This is a genomic window from Aeromonas sp. QDB31, assembly GCF_027707605.1.
GTDB lineage: Bacteria > Pseudomonadota > Gammaproteobacteria > Enterobacterales > Aeromonadaceae > Aeromonas > Aeromonas media.
This window is the reverse complement of the sequence record NZ_JAPCIX010000010.1, coordinates 100,981-115,785: the sequence shown is the minus strand read 5'-3', so window position 1 is coordinate 115,785 and position 14,805 is coordinate 100,981. Positions and strand designations below refer to the sequence as shown.

Below are 14,805 nucleotides of genomic sequence, written 5' to 3'. Positions count from 1 at the left end.
TGAAAAAAGCGAGCCCCAGGCTCGCTTTTTCTTTATGGGCACCGGTCCTGCGATCATTCAGCCCCGGTCAGTGACAGCGGGCCTTCCATTGAGGGAGAATTCCCCTGCCCCCTTTCGTCTCGCGCCGATTGGGACTACACCATGAAGTCAGGTTCCTCCTCCCTCACAGGCTCCCTATGACATCTCATCAAAAACTCCTGCTGTTGCTGCTCACCCTGGTACTGCTGGTGCTCTCCGGCTGGCAACCCTATGACAGGGTCACCTGGTTGCTGGAAGTCGCCCCCGTGCTGATCGTCCTGCCGCTGTTGCTGCTGAGTCAGCGCAGCTACCCCCTCACCAGCCTGCTCTACCTGTGCATCTTTCTGCACGGGGCCGTGCTGATGCTGGGGGGTGCTTACACCTATGCCCGGGTGCCGCTCGGTTTCGACCTGCAGCAGTGGTTCGATCTCGGTCGCAACCCCTATGACAAGATTGGCCACTTCTTCCAGGGGTTCGTGCCCGCCCTGGCCTGTCGCGAGATACTGCTGCGCGGCCACCATGTGCAGGGCAAGAAGATGCTGGTGTTTCTGGTGATCTGCGTGGTGCTCGCCGTCAGCGCCAGCTATGAACTCATCGAGTGGGGTGCAGCCCTGGCTCTGGGTCAGGGCGCCGACGAGTTCCTCGGCACCCAGGGAGACCCCTGGGATACCCAGTCCGACATGTTCTTCGCCCTGATGGGGGCCGTCAGCGCCCTGTTACTGCTCTCCCCCCTGCACGACCGCCAGCTCGGCAGACTTGCCCGGCCCTGAGCCCGTCGAGGGAAGGGGCCTGCCCCTTCCCTCTTGCTACTGGATCCCCCGACCCCCTTCAGAAATCCGGCACGCCGCCGCTAACCCAGTCAACCGGGGAGCGCATCATGGCCAGATTATCCTTACCACTGCTGTTTTTGACCCTGCTGGCGAGCACCACCTTGCCGGCCAACGAGATTTCGCCCCCGACCCCTCTCGATCACTGGCAGGAGAGCGACTGGAAGGGAGTGCCTGACAGCACCCGGATCGACAAGCAGAGGGTGCTCTTTGCCAAGCACGACGGTGACAGCTATCTGGGGCTCGCCATCCTGCTGCCGGACTGGCAGCGTAGCGGCCAGCTGTGGCAACTGACCCGGGATCTGGGTCGACTCGGCTTCGATACCCTGCTGCTGCTCCCCTCCCCCCAGCAGACCGAGCTGGATCCGGCCTCAGAGAAGAAGCAGGAGAACATTGACGCATTTCGCCGGCAATTTGCCGAACGCATCGTCAAGCTCGGTGACGCCAAGCTGCAGGAGGGCGGGTTCAAGCTGTTGCTGGCGCAAGGCACCAGCGCGGCCTGGGCCGCCAACCTCATCACCAGCGAGCAATTGCCCGCCCCCGATGCCCTGGTGCTGCTCGACGGTTTCTTTCCCAACCAGCTGAGCAACCAGACCCTGGCCAAGCAGGTGGCCCAGGCCAGCATTCCCACCCTGGATCTCTATCAAGAAGACGGGGGACGCTGGCCCCTGCTGGCTGCCGAGGCTCGCCAGAGCGAGAGCCGCCGCAGCCACAAGCTCAACTACCGTCCCTATGCCTTGATGGAACTGGGCGAAACGCCCGGTCGCATCCAGGGCTGGCTGACCCATCTGGGCTGGATCTGACCCCCAAAATGCCGCCTGCCTCACATCCGGCGCGATTGCCAAGCCATTGATGCGCTGCAAACTGGCCCTCGGTCGCCGATGTTTGGCATCATAAACGCCTCAACGGCAGGAGGCTTAATGCAGCAAATCGTGTTTCTCGACAGTGACACCCTGGACGCCGGCATCAATCTGCGTCGCCCCGACTTCCCCCATCATTGGCAAAGCTACCCCGAGACGAGGCCGGAACAGGTGGTGGAGCGGCTCAGTTGCGCCAGCATCGCCATCATCAACAAGGTGCGCATCGGCGCCGCCGAGCTGGCCCGGCTGCCGGACCTGAAACTCATCGCGCTGGCGGCCACCGGCAGTGACAACCTGGATCTGGAGGCGTGCCGCGCCGCCAACGTCGGCGTCTGCAACATCCGCAACTACTCGGGCCCCTCGGTGCCCGAACACGCCATGGCACTGATGCTGGCCTTGTCTCGCAACCTGTTCGCCTGGCGCCAGTCCCTGCTGGAGGGGCGCTGGCAGCAGAGCGGCCAGTTCTGCTTCTTCGATCACCCCATCACGGATCTGCACGGCAAGCGCCTCGGCATCATCGGCAAGGGCACCCTGGGGCAGGCCCTGGGGCAGAGGGCCAGTGCCATCGGCATGGAGGTCTTTTATGCCCAGAGCCAGGTCGGCGCCAGCCACGACGAGGATCGGTTGCCCCTCGACGAGCTGCTGCAAAGCGCGGACGTCATCAGCCTGCACTGCCCGCTCACCCCCTACACCCGCCACCTGATAGGTCCGCGGGAGCTGGCCATGATGAAACCGGGGGCTCTGCTGATCAACGTGGGCCGCGGCGGCCTGGTGGACGAGCAGGCCCTGCTGGAGGCGCTGGCCAACGGTCGCCTCGGCGGCGCCGGGTTCGACGTGGCGAGCATCGAGCCACCTCCCCCCGACCACCCCCTGATGCAGGCGCTGCGTTACCCCAACTTCATTCTGACGCCTCATGTGGCCTGGGCCAGTGAGGAGTCGATGCAGCGCCTCGCGGATCAGTTGATCGACAACATCAACGCCTTTGCCGCCGGCAGGCGCCAGCACCGTCTGGTCTGACACGCCAAGGCCGGGGCCGACAACATCGCTCGGCGGGTATCCCTACCGCCTTCGATACAACGGACACGAAAAAGGGGCCCCTGGCCCCTTTTTCTCTCTTCTGGCTGACCTCAGTCGTCGTCATGCCATCTGTGCTTGCGGTGCTTTTTGTGATGCTTGTGGTGCTTGTGATAGCGCCTGTCGTCGTAATAGCGCTCGTTCTTGCTCTCGTGACTGTCGCCGGTTTTGGCGCCTATGGCCGAACCACCAGCCCCGCCGATGCCGGCACCGATCAGCTGGCCCGTGCTGCCACCCACACTCTTGCCAATGGCGGCACCGCCCAGTGCCCCCACCGCGCCCCCCAGGGCTGCCTCATTCTTGTTGCCCCTGTCGGCCGTGGCCGCACCGCCCGCTGCGCCGCCAACAGCGGCCCCCACCAGGGCGCCGGTGTCGCCCCCCAGCTGCTTGCCGATCATGGTACCTGCCACCCCGCCGACGCCACCACCGAGTATGGTGTTGACGGTCTCGGACGCCTGCGCCTGGCCATTGCCCAACAGCAGCGCGCCCAGCAGCGCCATCGCGCTAATGCCGTATTTTCTCATTTCCATGGGGTACTCCTGTCAAACCTGATGTCTGATTGATTATTTTTCCCTGCACTATACAAAGCGTCCCGGACTCCGCTACCAGGATTACGGCGTCCTTGCCGGCAGGGGAAGTGTCTCTCCTTCGCGACATGGCACGATCACATGAGCTAACCGACTGAAAATGAATTAAAAAAAAAGGTCACATGGGAAATTATCCCCACTGTGACCCCTTTCTCGGCCATTCAGGCTCTTTTTCTCCCGATGGCGGTCAGACAGATACTGTCACGACCTCCCCTTTTTGGGGATCTTGGGTGGGTGACAGGTGCCAGCAATCCCGTCCCTGCCGCTTGCTCTGGTACAGGCACTCATCCGCCCGATCGAGCAGGGCGGCGTCATCCGGATAGCGAGCCCCACCCGCGCTCAGGGTGATGGACTCCTCAAACTCGCGCCACTGCAGTGTCCGCACCCGGGTCAGCAGCTGGGTCAGACGATCCTCGACCTCCTCCTGTTCCCAGGGCAGCAGAGCCGCAAACTCATCCCCTCCGATGCGGTAGACCTGAGCCTCTCCCAGGGTTCTCGCCATGATGGTGGCCACCCGGAACAGCACCGCATCGCCTACCCCGTGCCCCCAGCTGTCATTGATGCGCTTGAAGTTATCCACATCAAACAGCACCAGCCAGTGGGGTTTCTCCTCCTGCACCAGCCTGGCCCTGCCTTGCTCGAAGGCCCGCCGATTCATGATGCCGGTGAGGGGCTCGTGCAGCAGAGCATCCTGTCCCTCCAGCAAGCTGTTTCTCACCTGACTGATCTCCCCCAGGCTGCCGTGCACAAACCAGGTACGCCGGCGCAGCTGGATCTCCCTCAGCGCCGCATCCTGGACGAGGCCGCTGAGAGAGCGCTGCACCAACGCCTGCTCCTGGCGAAAAATACGCACCAGAAACAACAGACTGCACAGCCAGATGGCGAGCAGTGCCAGTGCGGGCAGCACCACCATCAGCAGGGTATCTTGCAGGTTGCCGCGAAAGTGGGCGGGAGGCAGATAGATGTTGAGATCCCAGTCGATATCCGACAGCGGGTGTGTCAGGTGGCAACCTTCCCGGATCACCTTCAACTCGGCCCCCTGGCTCGGCGTGCCGGGCACCGCCGGCAACAGTGACAGGTTGTGTCCCACCACCAGTCGGTTTCCCTTGCGCTCGGTGATGTAGATGGCAGCCTGATCGCTGCCCATCGCCCGTCGCAGCGCCGACTGCAGCGAGTTGAACGACATGTCGACCATCAGCAAACCCAGCAGTTCCCCCTCGTCATCCTTGACCCGCTTGATCAGGGTCAGGACCTCTGCGTTGCCGCCGAACTCCTGATAGGGACCAAACCAGACCAGCTCGTCGCTGTCGTTGGCCAGGGTCTGATACCAGGGGCGTTTCTGTGCCTGGTAGCCTGTCGGCATCAGCCACTCGGGGTAGCTCTCGAGACGGTCGACGCGGGTGTTGTAGAAGTAGAGGAAGTGGGCGTCGTGCTTGAACTGGTGGGCGATGGCCCAGATCGGGTTGATGGCAGAGCCCCCCCGCGCGATGGCCCGCTTGTCCAGGGAGGCCTCCAGCACACCGAGCTGCCGACGATTGGCCAGCACCATCTCGTGGATCAGGGTGGCGTCGATGGAGGTGAGCATGTGGTCATAGCCGGCGATGGTCTTGTCGATGCTGCGCAGGTAGCTGGCCGCCGCCAGCAACAGGGTGGTGATCAGCACCAGGGCACCGAGCAGAAACGACAGCGGTGTCAGTATGTAGTAGCGCTCCTTGATGATAGCCGCAGCCATGCCATCCTCTATAAAATGTCACATAAGATGCATTTTATAGTGGAAAACACCACCCAAGTATTGATTGAAGTCATTAACAACTACGGTTAATGACAACCAAGACATCAGCGGGCCATACCCTGTTTCATCAAGTGAATATCCATGAAAAGTGGAAACAGTCATCACCCAGCGTTGACGGTTTCTTGCACAGAAGGTGTTATAGTCCATGACTGGATAAATCGGAGCCAGATGACCTTTATCGGCAATGCTGGCGGTGATGATCCACAACCAAGGAGATGTTATGAGCAGTCCGTTTATCGAACAGATCAAAGTACGTCGTACCATCTATGCCCTGGGTGACCAGGTGACCCATTCCGAGGCTCAGCTGACGGCTCTCATCAAGGATGCCATCAAGCACAGCCCTTCCTCCTTCAACTCCCAGAGCTCCCGTGCCGTCATCCTGTTTGGCGAACAGCACCACAAGCTGTGGGACATCGTCAAAGCTGAATTGAAAAAGATTGTACCGCCAGAGGCTTATCCCCAGAGCGAGGCCAAGGTAAACGGCAGCTTCCGCGCAGGCTTCGGCACAGTGCTGTTCTTCGAGGACACCGCCATCATCAAGGATCTGCAGCAAAAATTCGCCCTCTATGCCGACAACTTCCCCATCTGGTCCGAACATGGCACCGGGATCGCCCAGTTTGCGGTCTGGACCACCCTGGCCCAGGAAGGTGTTGGCGCCTCCCTGCAGCACTACAACCCGCTGATCGACGAGGCGGTCCGCAAGGAGTGGGACCTGCCCGCCAGCTGGCTGCTGCGTGCCCAGATGCCCTTTGGCAGCATAGAGCAACCGGCCGGTGACAAGACCTTCATGGACGACGAGGTCCGCTTCCGGGTCTTCGGCTAACCCCAAAGGCCCCCTCGCCGAGGGGGCCTTTGCCCCGCTTCCCCCCGCATTTTCCGCTTCGTGCAACCATACTCAGGGCTATCACGCCAACCGCCCTCAGGAGAGACGCATGGGAGAAGCCAGACGCCAGCGTATCTTGTCCACTTTCTATCCCTTGTTTGCCCTGCTCTGTGTCGCCACCCTCATCCTGCTGTTTTCACTTGTCGGCATCTTCACCCGGCCTCCCAGCCTGCTGGCGGCCTTCTGGCCCGCCAATGCCGTCCTGCTCGGCATACTGCTGCGTTACCCGCGCCTGGCCTCGCCCCCAGGCTGGCTGGGGGGCCTGCTGGGTTATCTGCTCGCCTCCCTGTTCACCGAGGACCCGCCCCTCAAGACGGCGCTGCTCACCCTCGGCAACCTGGCCGGCGTCAGCGTCGGCTACCTGCTGTTCCGCCGGCTGGATCACGAAGACAAACGGCTCAGGCGACCCACCTCCATCGTCTATCTGCTGCTGATCGCCATGGCGGCCTCCTTCGCCGCCGGGGTGGTCGGGGCAGCGATCAACCCCATGCTGTTTCAGGGCTCACACCTCTACGGGCTCGGCTTCTGGTTCGCCAGCGAGCTGGTCAACTACATGGCCATACTGCCGGTGATCCTGACCCTGCCTCCGCCAGGCACACTGCCGGATTGGCGCCGCCTCCTGTATCAGACGAATATCTCCTGGAGCAGGCTGCTGCCCCTGCTTAGCCTGGTCGGCACCCTGCTGCTGACCCTGCTGATCGAGGGGCCTGGCTCCATTGCCTTCCCGGTCCCGGCCCTGCTCTGGTGCGCCATCAACTACTCCGTCTTTGCCACCAGTCTGCTCTCGCTCTCCTTCAGCACCCTGATCCTGCTCGCCCTCTCCAACGGCTACCTGACCATCAGTCAGGATGTCCAGACTCAGTACTGGATGTTCTCGGTGCGGATCGGCGTCATGTTGATTGCCCTCACCCCACTCACCGCCGCCAGCATAATGGCGACACGCAATAACCTGCTGCGCAGGATGGAATACCTGGCGCACCACGATCATCTCACCGGCGTCCTCAATCGGGCTGGCTTCTGGCCCGGTGCCGAACAGATGGCGGAGAAGCTGGAACGGGGGAAACGCCCCCTCGCGGTCTGCATGCTGGATCTGGACAACTTCAAGCGCATCAACGACCGCCATGGTCACGAGGCGGGCGACAAGCTGCTGAAGGCCTTCACCACCACGGTGAACCAGCATCTGCGCCAGGAAGACCTGTTCGGCCGGATGGGAGGAGAGGAGTTTGCGGTGCTGCTGCCCGATACCACCAGGGCCCAGACACTGGACGTGGTCGAGCGGCTACGGGAGGAGGTTGCTCGGCTGAAGGTGCTGGATGGGGAAGGCAACCCGGTCTCGGTCACTGTGAGCATAGGAATAGCCTGCCAGCACCAGGGTCACTTCAACCTGGACAGGCTGCTCTCCCGCGCCGATCAGGCCCTCTATCAGGCCAAGCACAATGGCCGCAACCGGGTGGAGCTGCACGGGGGCGAAGAGGCAGACAGGCGCTCGGGGGATGCGGCGCCCCCCGCCATGGACTCGGATCCCTCTTGACGCCCCGGCAGATGGAGGCCGGCCTCAGTCCGGCAGCAGGTTCGCCATGCAAAGCTGCAGGCCAGCTTCGTCCTCGGTCAGGCGGATCTGCCGCCAGTCCTCCAGCCGCGCCCTGACCCCGTCATCGAGCCGTTTGTCGCCCCCTATCTGCACCACCTGACAGCCAGCCTGCAGGGCGCTGCGTATCCCCGCCGGGGCATCCTCGAACACCAGGCAATCGGCGGGGGCAAGGCCAAGCTGGCGTGCGGCAAGCAGATAAGGCTCGGGATCCGGCTTACCTCGCACCACATCTTCTGCCCCGATCAATAGTCTCGGCAACGGCAACCCGGCACTGGCCAGGCGGTGCCGCGCCACCCGCTGGCTCGCGGAGGTCACCAGCGCCCAGCGCGCCGGCGACAAGGCTCCAAGCAGGGTGCGGGCCCCGGCGATCGGCTCGGCCACTCTCGCATGCTGGATCTCCAGCTCGTCGAGCAGGGCCACCTCCCGGGCCAGATCCAGCTGCGGCGCCAGCGCGCGTATCACCTCCCGCGAGCGCACCCCATGGCACATGGCCAGCACAGGCTCGGGATCCAGCCGATGGCTCTGGCACCAGAGCCGCCAGACGGTCTCCACCTCTGTGGTGGAGTGCACCAGGGTGCCGTCCATGTCCAGCAGCAGGGCCTCGGCCCTCAGGGTGAGCACGGTCATGCGGTTCTCCCCGCCAGCACGTCGACGAAGGCCTGCCGCTGGGCCGACTGCTCATAACAGGCAAGCGCCTGCTCGGTATTGCTCGCCCACACCGGCAGAGGCCCGACGGCAAACCCCTGCTGCAACAGGCTGGTCAGAAGCTCACCCGTCTCCGGCGCCGCCAGTGGCTGGGCCATTACCAGGCTTCCCTTGATCAAGAACAGATAGCGTTCACTCGACATGACATGACTCCTTGTGGCTGGTCAGAGGGCAAAAGGCCCGTTTCGAGACCATTAGAACAAGGGAGTTAGATAATTTATAATCAATAAATCGCCACATTTGATAACCAAATGAAATGAAATTCGACTTAAGACAGCTGCAGGCCTTCGTCATGCTGGCCGAGACCGCCAACTACCGGGAGGCCGCCAGTCGGCTCTTCATCACGCAACCGGCGCTGACCAAGCAGATCCAGGGGCTGGAGCTGGCGCTCGGCAGCACTCTGTTCAACCGGGGCCGCCATGGCGCCGAGCTGACCGCCATCGGCACCCAGTTGCTGCCCCAGGCCCGCGCCCTGGTGGAACACGGCAAGGGATTCGAGCACCACGCCCTGGCGCTGGCGAGTGGCGCCGCCGGGCGCCTCAAGATAGGGTTCGGGTTGTCGAGCTTCGCACTGGCCCCCTCTCTGGTGGCCCGCTTCAAGCAGCAGGCCCCGGATGTGATGGTGCATCTGCAGGACATGACCTCCGCCGTCCAGCACGATTTGCTACTGGCGGGGCGGCTGCAGATAGGCTTCATGCGAAGGCCGCAGGCGCCACAGCTGCGGGAGCACAGGTTGCTGACCGACCGGCTGGTGCTGGCCGTGCCAAGCCAGATGACGGGGCCGGATCCGGCTACGTTCGACGTGGAGCGGGCGCTGACCACGCAGCCGTTGCTGCAGATGGTGGGCCACCGCTGCCCCGGCCTCAGCCAGCAGATCGCCCGCTTCCTCGGCGCCAACCGGCTGACCGGCATGATCCAGGAGGCGGAGGACATCCAGACTCTGGTAGCCCTGGTGGCCGCCGGTATAGGCAACGCCATACTGCCCCGCAGCGTCGGCTTCATCGCGGGCAAGGACGTGACCCTCTATCCCCTGTCCGGCCCCTGGTCCGAGTGGGAGATAAGCCTGGTGTGGAACCCCGACTTTGCTGATCCCATTCGGGATCGTTTCCTGACCCTGGTCAGGGCGATGCACCCGGAGGGGAATAACCTCTGACAGGAGTGCTGCCCAAACAGGGAAATGGAAAGCAGCAAGGCTGGCTCAATGGCCACACCACTGATCTTCACAGGGGATGCCATCCCCCTCTCCATCCATCTTGGTATTGGGGCAATGTTGCAAGAACCAGGTCGCCTCTTCGCAGGAGGTCATCTGGGAGCAGTGCTGACGACCGTCGCACTGACGGACAAAAGAGGACGCCTGCGCCTTGCTGTACGAGGTACTGGTTTCCTCCTGACTGAAAGTGGGTGCTGCTGGAGGGGAGACAAACTCCGCCGAGAAGCGGGAATAGAGGAAGAACAGTCCCGCCAGCACCAGCAGGGGGACAAGCTTGCCACGCCAGTTGCCCTTGCGACGAGGGGCGTGATGCACGCGGGCTCTGGGCATGGCGGGTTGTGGTGCCCTCATGTTCACATCGGCCCTGTTCCCGCGATCCGGCATGGGGGACTCGATGGATGGTCTCAGCGCGTCTGCCAGCGAGAGGGGGCGGTCGGGGAAGAACACCTGCACGGCGCAGGGCCTGTCATCCTTGCCGCTCCCGACCTGATAGGAGACCCTCTCTCCCACCTCCGGCAACCTGCCATCGAATTGCAGGGCGGTGATGTGCACGAAGAGATCGGCTCCGCCCTGATCCTGCTTGATAAAACCGAAGCCGCGCTGCGGGTTCCAGCTCGCGATCCTGCCCTGATGTCGCATGTCCTCATCCTTGTGGCCAGCACTGTTTTGACCATGTTGCCCCAAAACGACAGGGTTTCAACAGGGCATTGAAATCACCCCCGTGCCGGCCTGATGCGCCGACGAGCAGACATCAGATACCGTCATCGCTTTCCGGTCAGGGGAACTTTTATACCAGCCCCAGAGCGTAGCGCAGCGCCATCTCCTTGAGTGGGCCCGCCTTGTCCGCCAGGGTCAGGGCCAGATTGCGGGTCAGGCGCAGCGGCCCTATGTCGTTGCTGAACACCCCGTAGAAGAGATCCATCCCCGACTGCATCAGCAGGTTGTCGGGGCGCCGACGGCGCTCATAGCGGCTGGCCAGGGTGATGTCGTGCCAGTCTGCCCCCGCCTTGGCGAGCAACTCGGCCCAGCAGGCCACGTCCTTGAAGCCGAGGTTGACCCCCTGCCCCGCCAGCGGATTGATGGTGTGGGCGGCATCGCCGAGCAGCACCACCCGGCCGGCGTGGTAATGGTTGGCGTGGCGGCGCACCAGGGGGAAGCTCCCCTTGCCGGTCACCTGGAAACCGCCGAGCCGGGCCGGGAAATGACGGCGCACCTCGGCGGCCAGGGCCTCGTTGCCCATGGCGGCCAGGGCCCGGATGCGGGCCGGGCTGTCATACCACACCAGGGAGCCGTGCCGGCCGGGCAGCGGCAGGAAGGCCCGCGGGCCCTGCGGGGTGAACTGCTGCCAGGTGATGTCTTCCTGCTCGAACTCGGTGTCGATATTGATCAGCATGCAGTGCTGGCGGTACTCGAAGCGCGACACCCCGATCCCGGCGAGGCGGCGAGTGAGCGACTCGGCGCCGTCGCAGGCCAGCACCCAGCGCGCCTGCAGTTCGGTACCGTCATCGAGCAGCAGGCTGGCGTGCTCGGCACCTTGCTGCAACCGGACCACAGCCGCCGGGGTGTGGGTCTGGATGTTGGGGAAATCCTCCATTCGCCTCAGCAGGGCGAGCTGCACCAGCCGGTTCTCTATGATGTAGCCGAGCTGGGGCAGCCCCAGATCCGCCGCGTCGAAGCGGGTGGCAAAGCCGTCCAGCTCCCAGGTCTCCAGCCGGCGATAGGGGCACAGCCGCATCTGCTGCAGATGCGACCAGGCGCCGGCCTTGTCCAGCAGCGCCACTGAGGCCTGGCTGATGGCGGAGACCCGCAGATCCAGCGGCTGATCCGGGGCGTAATGCTCCGGCAACCGGGTCTCGATGACCCGCACGTTGAGACCCTCTGCCGCCAGCAGGCAGGCGGTGGCGGCGCCCACCATGCCGGCGCCGACGATGGCGATATCACACTGTTCCATAACTTGATTCCTGCAAGGGGTCGCCCCGAACAAGGAAGAGAGGGGCGAACCGAATGGGGCATGATAACGCAAGGAGACCGGATAAACAGTGCGTCAGGCGGGCAATTGCCGTGACGGGCCAGGCCAGATGGCGGCGGCGCGGCCCCAGACTGGTCAGCACCGGGATTGCGGAGTAAAATGGCCGGTCCTTTGACCCTGCCGATCTTAAACACAGTCAAGAGTAGCAATGAGCAAGAAACTTCATATCAAGACCTGGGGCTGCCAGATGAACGAGTACGACTCGTCCAAGATGGCCGACCTGTTGGACGCCAGCAATGGCTACACGCTGACCGAAGAGCCCGAGGAGGCAGACGTTCTGCTGCTCAACACCTGCTCCATTCGTGAAAAGGCCCAGGAGAAGGTGTTCCACCAGCTCGGTCGCTGGAAGAAGCTCAAGCTGAAAAAACCGGGACTGGTGATCGGGGTGGGGGGCTGCGTCGCCTCCCAGGAAGGGGAAGCACTGCGTAGCCGGGCGCCCTATGTGGACATCGTCTTCGGCCCCCAGACCCTGCACCGCCTGCCCGCCATGATCAAGCAGGTCCAGGAGGGGCGCGGCGCCCAGGTGGACATCGCCTTCCCCGAGATCGAGAAGTTTGACAACCTGCCGGAGCCCCGCGCCGAAGGGGTCACCGCCTTCGTCTCCATCATGGAAGGCTGCTCCAAATACTGCTCCTTCTGCGTGGTGCCCTACACCCGTGGCGAAGAGGTGAGCCGACCGCTCGACGACGTGCTCTACGAAATCGCCCAGCTCGCCCAGCAGGGTGTGCGCGAGGTGAACCTGCTCGGCCAGAACGTCAACGCCTACCGCGGCCCGACCTTCGAGGGCAATGACTGCACCTTCGCCGAGCTGCTGCGGCTGGTGGCCGCCATCGACGGCATCGACCGCATTCGCTACACCACCAGCCATCCCATCGAATTTACCGACGACATTATCGAGGTCTACAAGGACACGCCGGAAGTGGTCAGCTTCCTGCACCTGCCGGTGCAGAGCGGCTCTGATCGCATCCTGACCATGATGAAGCGCCCCCATACCGTGCTGGAGTACAAGTCCAAGATCCGCCGCCTGCGCGCCGTCCGTCCCGACATCACCATGAGCTCGGACTTCATCGTCGGCTTCCCGAACGAGACGGACGAGGACTTCGAGGCCACCATGAAGCTTATCGAAGAGATCAACTACGACATGAGCTTCAGCTTCATCTACAGCCCGCGCCCCGGCACCCCGGCAGCAGACCTGCCGGACGACGTCGACATGGAGGTGAAGAAGGCCCGCCTGACCCGGCTGCAGAACCAGATCAATCACCAGTCCATGCTCATCGGCCGCGCCATGCTGGGCTCGGTGCAGCGCATCCTGGTGGAGGGCCCCTCCAAGATGGATCCCATGCAGCTCAGTGGCCGTACCGAGAACAACCGGGTGGTCAACTTCGAGGGGCCGCACCGCCTCATCGGCGGCTTCGCCGATGTTGAGATCACCGACGTGCGCCCCTACTCCCTGCGTGGTCGTTTCATCCGCGGCGAGGATGAGATGAATCTGCGCATCGCCACCGCGCCGAGCGAAATCCTGGCTCGCCGCCCGGACAACGTCCCCGATGATCTCGGGGTGGCGGCCTTCAGACCCCATTAATTTCCTCCCCCCTCCCGAGGGCGGGGGGAACAACCGATACGAGGACACCTTGAGCCGACACATCTCGACCCTGAACCTGCACCTGGAACCCGCCGACAACCTGCGTCTCGCCAGCCTGTGCGGCCCCTTTGACGACAACCTCAAGCAGCTGGAGCGCCGTCTCGGCATCGAGATCAGCTACCGTGACAACCACTTTCAGGTGCTCGGCAAGCAGGCCCAGATAGATGCTGCGGCCGTCATCCTCAAGCACCTCTATGTGGAGACCCAGCCGCTCAGGGGCGGCAAGGTGAATGACATCACCCCCGAGATGGTGCACCTGACGGTGCAGGAATCCCGGGTGTTGGAGCAGGACGACGAGGCGCCGAGCCAGCCCTATGGCAAGGAGGTGACGGTCAAGACCAAGCGCGGCCTCATCAAGCCCCGTAGCCCGAACCAGGCCCAGTACATCGCCAACATAGTGCGCCACGACATCAGCTTCGGCATTGGCCCGGCCGGTACCGGCAAGACCTATCTGGCGGTGGCCGCCGCCGTGGATGCACTGGAGCGCCAGGAGATCCGCCGTATCCTGCTGACCCGCCCGGCGGTGGAAGCCGGGGAGAAGCTCGGCTTCCTGCCCGGGGATCTCTCCCAAAAGGTCGACCCTTATCTGCGTCCGCTCTACGACGCCCTGTTCGAGATGCTGGGCTTCGAGCGCGTCGAGAAGCTGATGGAGCGCAACATCATCGAGGTGGCACCGCTCGCCTATATGCGCGGCCGCACCCTCAATGACGCCTTCATCATCCTGGACGAGGCCCAGAACACCACCACGGAGCAGATGAAGATGTTCCTGACCCGTATCGGCTTCAACTCCAAGGCGGTGGTCACCGGCGACATCACCCAGGTGGATCTGCCGCGCAGCACCAAATCCGGCCTGCGCCACGCGCTGGAAGTGCTGCAGGGGGTCGATGGCCTGTCGTTCAACTTCTTCGAATCCAAGGACGTGGTGCGCCACCCCGTCGTCGCCCGCATAGTGCAGGCCTACGAGGCGTTCGATGCCCAGCAGGCGGCCGACAAGAGCGCTCCCAACACCCGCAACGAGAACACCAGCAAAGAGAGTGCCCAATGAGCGTGACCCTGGATCTGCAGCTGGCCTGCGCCAGCACCGACAGCCTGCCAACCGAAGCCCAGCTGCAAGGCTGGCTCGATGGCACCATCCTGGGTTTCCAGGACGAGGCCGAGGTGACGGTGCGGCTGGTGGACGAGGCGGAGAGCCGCGAGCTCAACCACACCTATCGCGGCAAAGACAAGCCCACCAACGTGCTCTCCTTCCCGTTCGAGGCCCCCCCCGGCATGGAACTGCCCCTGCTCGGGGATCTGGTGATCTGTCGTCAGGTGGTCGAGGCCGAGGCCATCGAACAGGGCAAGCCCCTCATGGCCCACTGGGCTCACATGGTTGTGCACGGCAGTCTGCATCTGCTAGGTTATGACCATATCGAGGACGAGGAGGCCGAGGAGATGGAGCAGCTCGAGCGCGACATCATGCAGGAACTCGGCTTTGCGGATCCCTACCTCGACGACGACGTAGAAGAGTGACAGGCCGGTAAAGAGGTCACCGTCTTGAAACAGACAGCCGCCATCCTTATATCGGCAAGACAACATCCCGAATGT

Annotated in this window: 15 protein-coding genes; 9 read left to right on the top strand and 6 right to left on the bottom strand. The window is 63.3% G+C overall.

Annotation, left to right across the window (positions count from 1 at the left end; translation table 11 throughout):
• The first annotated feature begins 176 nt into the window (after window positions 1-176).
• The 3 genes from PG898_RS12425 to PG898_RS12415 all read left to right on the top strand — a co-directional run bounded on the left by PG898_RS12425 (window position 177) and on the right by PG898_RS12415 (window position 2,722).
• Window positions 177-788, top strand: a complete 612-nt coding sequence (locus PG898_RS12425) for a DUF2238 domain-containing protein (protein WP_043133268.1) — start codon at window positions 177-179, stop codon at window positions 786-788.
• Window positions 789-895: 107 nt separating this feature from the next.
• Window positions 896-1,648: a DUF3530 family protein gene (locus PG898_RS12420; RefSeq protein WP_270824236.1), complete on the top strand. Its 753-nt coding sequence runs from the start codon at window positions 896-898 to the stop codon at window positions 1,646-1,648.
• Between the two features lie 117 nt (window positions 1,649-1,765).
• Window positions 1,766-2,722 (top strand): D-2-hydroxyacid dehydrogenase, encoded by a 957-nt coding sequence (locus PG898_RS12415; RefSeq protein WP_005329849.1) that lies wholly within the window; start codon window positions 1,766-1,768, stop codon window positions 2,720-2,722.
• A gap of 110 nt (window positions 2,723-2,832) precedes the next feature.
• On the opposite strand, the gene PG898_RS12410 is transcribed toward PG898_RS12415, so the two are convergent.
• A complete protein-coding gene (locus PG898_RS12410) occupies window positions 2,833-3,309 on the bottom strand; it encodes a glycine zipper domain-containing protein (protein WP_270824237.1) in 477 nt (158 codons plus the stop codon).
• A gap of 244 nt (window positions 3,310-3,553) precedes the next feature.
• Window positions 3,554-5,098: a GGDEF domain-containing protein gene (locus PG898_RS12405; RefSeq protein ID WP_270824238.1), complete on the bottom strand. Its 1,545-nt coding sequence runs from the start codon at window positions 5,096-5,098 to the stop codon at window positions 3,554-3,556.
• A gap of 280 nt (window positions 5,099-5,378) precedes the next feature.
• Between PG898_RS12405 and PG898_RS12400 the strand changes: the two genes are divergently transcribed.
• Complete coding sequence (locus PG898_RS12400; protein WP_270824239.1) at window positions 5,379-5,981, top strand: nitroreductase family protein; 603 nt, start codon at window positions 5,379-5,381, stop codon at window positions 5,979-5,981.
• Between the two features lie 109 nt (window positions 5,982-6,090).
• Complete coding sequence (locus PG898_RS12395; RefSeq protein WP_270824240.1) at window positions 6,091-7,572, top strand: sensor domain-containing diguanylate cyclase; 1,482 nt, start codon at window positions 6,091-6,093, stop codon at window positions 7,570-7,572.
• A 24-nt stretch (window positions 7,573-7,596) separates the two neighbouring features.
• Here PG898_RS12395 and PG898_RS12390 read toward each other — a convergent pair whose 3' ends face one another.
• Together PG898_RS12390 and PG898_RS12385 are read right to left on the bottom strand one after the other, a co-directional pair.
• Complete coding sequence (locus PG898_RS12390) at window positions 7,597-8,259, bottom strand: HAD-IA family hydrolase (RefSeq protein WP_270824241.1); 663 nt, start codon at window positions 8,257-8,259, stop codon at window positions 7,597-7,599.
• Entirely contained in the window at window positions 8,256-8,480 is a 225-nt protein-coding gene (locus PG898_RS12385; protein ID WP_025326108.1) for a hypothetical protein, read from the bottom strand. Before PG898_RS12385 ends, PG898_RS12390 begins: the two co-directional genes overlap by 4 nt.
• Window positions 8,481-8,593: 113 nt before the next feature.
• Here PG898_RS12385 and PG898_RS12380 point away from each other — a divergent pair, with 113 nt between their 5' ends.
• The gene (locus tag PG898_RS12380) at window positions 8,594-9,490 is read left to right on the top strand and encodes a LysR family transcriptional regulator (protein WP_182788074.1); all 897 of its coding nucleotides are present in this window, start codon (window positions 8,594-8,596) and stop codon (window positions 9,488-9,490) included.
• 45 nt (window positions 9,491-9,535) lie between these two features.
• On the opposite strand, the gene PG898_RS12375 is transcribed toward PG898_RS12380, so the two are convergent.
• Together PG898_RS12375 and PG898_RS12370 are read right to left on the bottom strand one after the other, a co-directional pair.
• Window positions 9,536-10,186, bottom strand: coding sequence for a cold shock domain-containing protein (locus tag PG898_RS12375; protein ID WP_182788072.1), 651 nt, complete (start codon window positions 10,184-10,186; stop codon window positions 9,536-9,538).
• Between the two features lie 148 nt (window positions 10,187-10,334).
• Window positions 10,335-11,498, bottom strand: a complete 1,164-nt coding sequence (locus PG898_RS12370) for an FAD-dependent monooxygenase (RefSeq protein WP_270824242.1) — start codon at window positions 11,496-11,498, stop codon at window positions 10,335-10,337.
• 226 nt (window positions 11,499-11,724) lie between these two features.
• Between PG898_RS12370 and miaB the strand changes: the two genes are divergently transcribed.
• The 3 genes from miaB to ybeY are packed head-to-tail and all read left to right on the top strand — an operon-like array spanning window position 11,725 to window position 14,730.
• Entirely contained in the window at window positions 11,725-13,158 is a 1,434-nt protein-coding gene (miaB, locus tag PG898_RS12365; protein ID WP_270824243.1) for a tRNA (N6-isopentenyl adenosine(37)-C2)-methylthiotransferase MiaB, read from the top strand.
• A 49-nt stretch (window positions 13,159-13,207) separates the two neighbouring features.
• Entirely contained in the window at window positions 13,208-14,263 is a 1,056-nt protein-coding gene (locus PG898_RS12360; protein ID WP_005329829.1) for a PhoH family protein, read from the top strand.
• On the top strand, window positions 14,260-14,730 hold the full coding sequence (gene ybeY / locus PG898_RS12355) for an rRNA maturation RNase YbeY (protein ID WP_042649616.1): 471 nt from the start codon (window positions 14,260-14,262) through the stop codon (window positions 14,728-14,730). The genes PG898_RS12360 and ybeY overlap by 4 nt, the downstream gene beginning before the upstream one ends.
• The last annotated feature ends 75 nt before the right edge of the window (window positions 14,731-14,805 follow it).

Coding starts and splice junctions, on each gene's coding strand:
- PG898_RS12425 (WP_043133268.1), top strand. CDS start 177: ATGACATCTCATCAAAAACTCCTGCTGTTGCTGCTCACCCTGGTACTG.
- PG898_RS12420 (WP_270824236.1), top strand. CDS start 896: ATGGCCAGATTATCCTTACCACTGCTGTTTTTGACCCTGCTGGCGAGC.
- PG898_RS12415 (WP_005329849.1), top strand. CDS start 1,766: ATGCAGCAAATCGTGTTTCTCGACAGTGACACCCTGGACGCCGGCATC.
- PG898_RS12410 (WP_270824237.1), bottom strand. CDS start 3,309: ATGGAAATGAGAAAATACGGCATTAGCGCGATGGCGCTGCTGGGCGCG.
- PG898_RS12405 (WP_270824238.1), bottom strand. CDS start 5,098: ATGGCTGCGGCTATCATCAAGGAGCGCTACTACATACTGACACCGCTG.
- PG898_RS12400 (WP_270824239.1), top strand. CDS start 5,379: ATGAGCAGTCCGTTTATCGAACAGATCAAAGTACGTCGTACCATCTAT.
- PG898_RS12395 (WP_270824240.1), top strand. CDS start 6,091: ATGGGAGAAGCCAGACGCCAGCGTATCTTGTCCACTTTCTATCCCTTG.
- PG898_RS12390 (WP_270824241.1), bottom strand. CDS start 8,259: ATGACCGTGCTCACCCTGAGGGCCGAGGCCCTGCTGCTGGACATGGAC.
- PG898_RS12385 (WP_025326108.1), bottom strand. CDS start 8,480: ATGTCGAGTGAACGCTATCTGTTCTTGATCAAGGGAAGCCTGGTAATG.
- PG898_RS12380 (WP_182788074.1), top strand. CDS start 8,594: ATGAAATTCGACTTAAGACAGCTGCAGGCCTTCGTCATGCTGGCCGAG.
- PG898_RS12375 (WP_182788072.1), bottom strand. CDS start 10,186: ATGCGACATCAGGGCAGGATCGCGAGCTGGAACCCGCAGCGCGGCTTC.
- PG898_RS12370 (WP_270824242.1), bottom strand. CDS start 11,498: ATGGAACAGTGTGATATCGCCATCGTCGGCGCCGGCATGGTGGGCGCC.
- miaB (WP_270824243.1), top strand. CDS start 11,725: ATGAGCAAGAAACTTCATATCAAGACCTGGGGCTGCCAGATGAACGAG.
- ybeY (WP_042649616.1), top strand. CDS start 14,260: ATGAGCGTGACCCTGGATCTGCAGCTGGCCTGCGCCAGCACCGACAGC.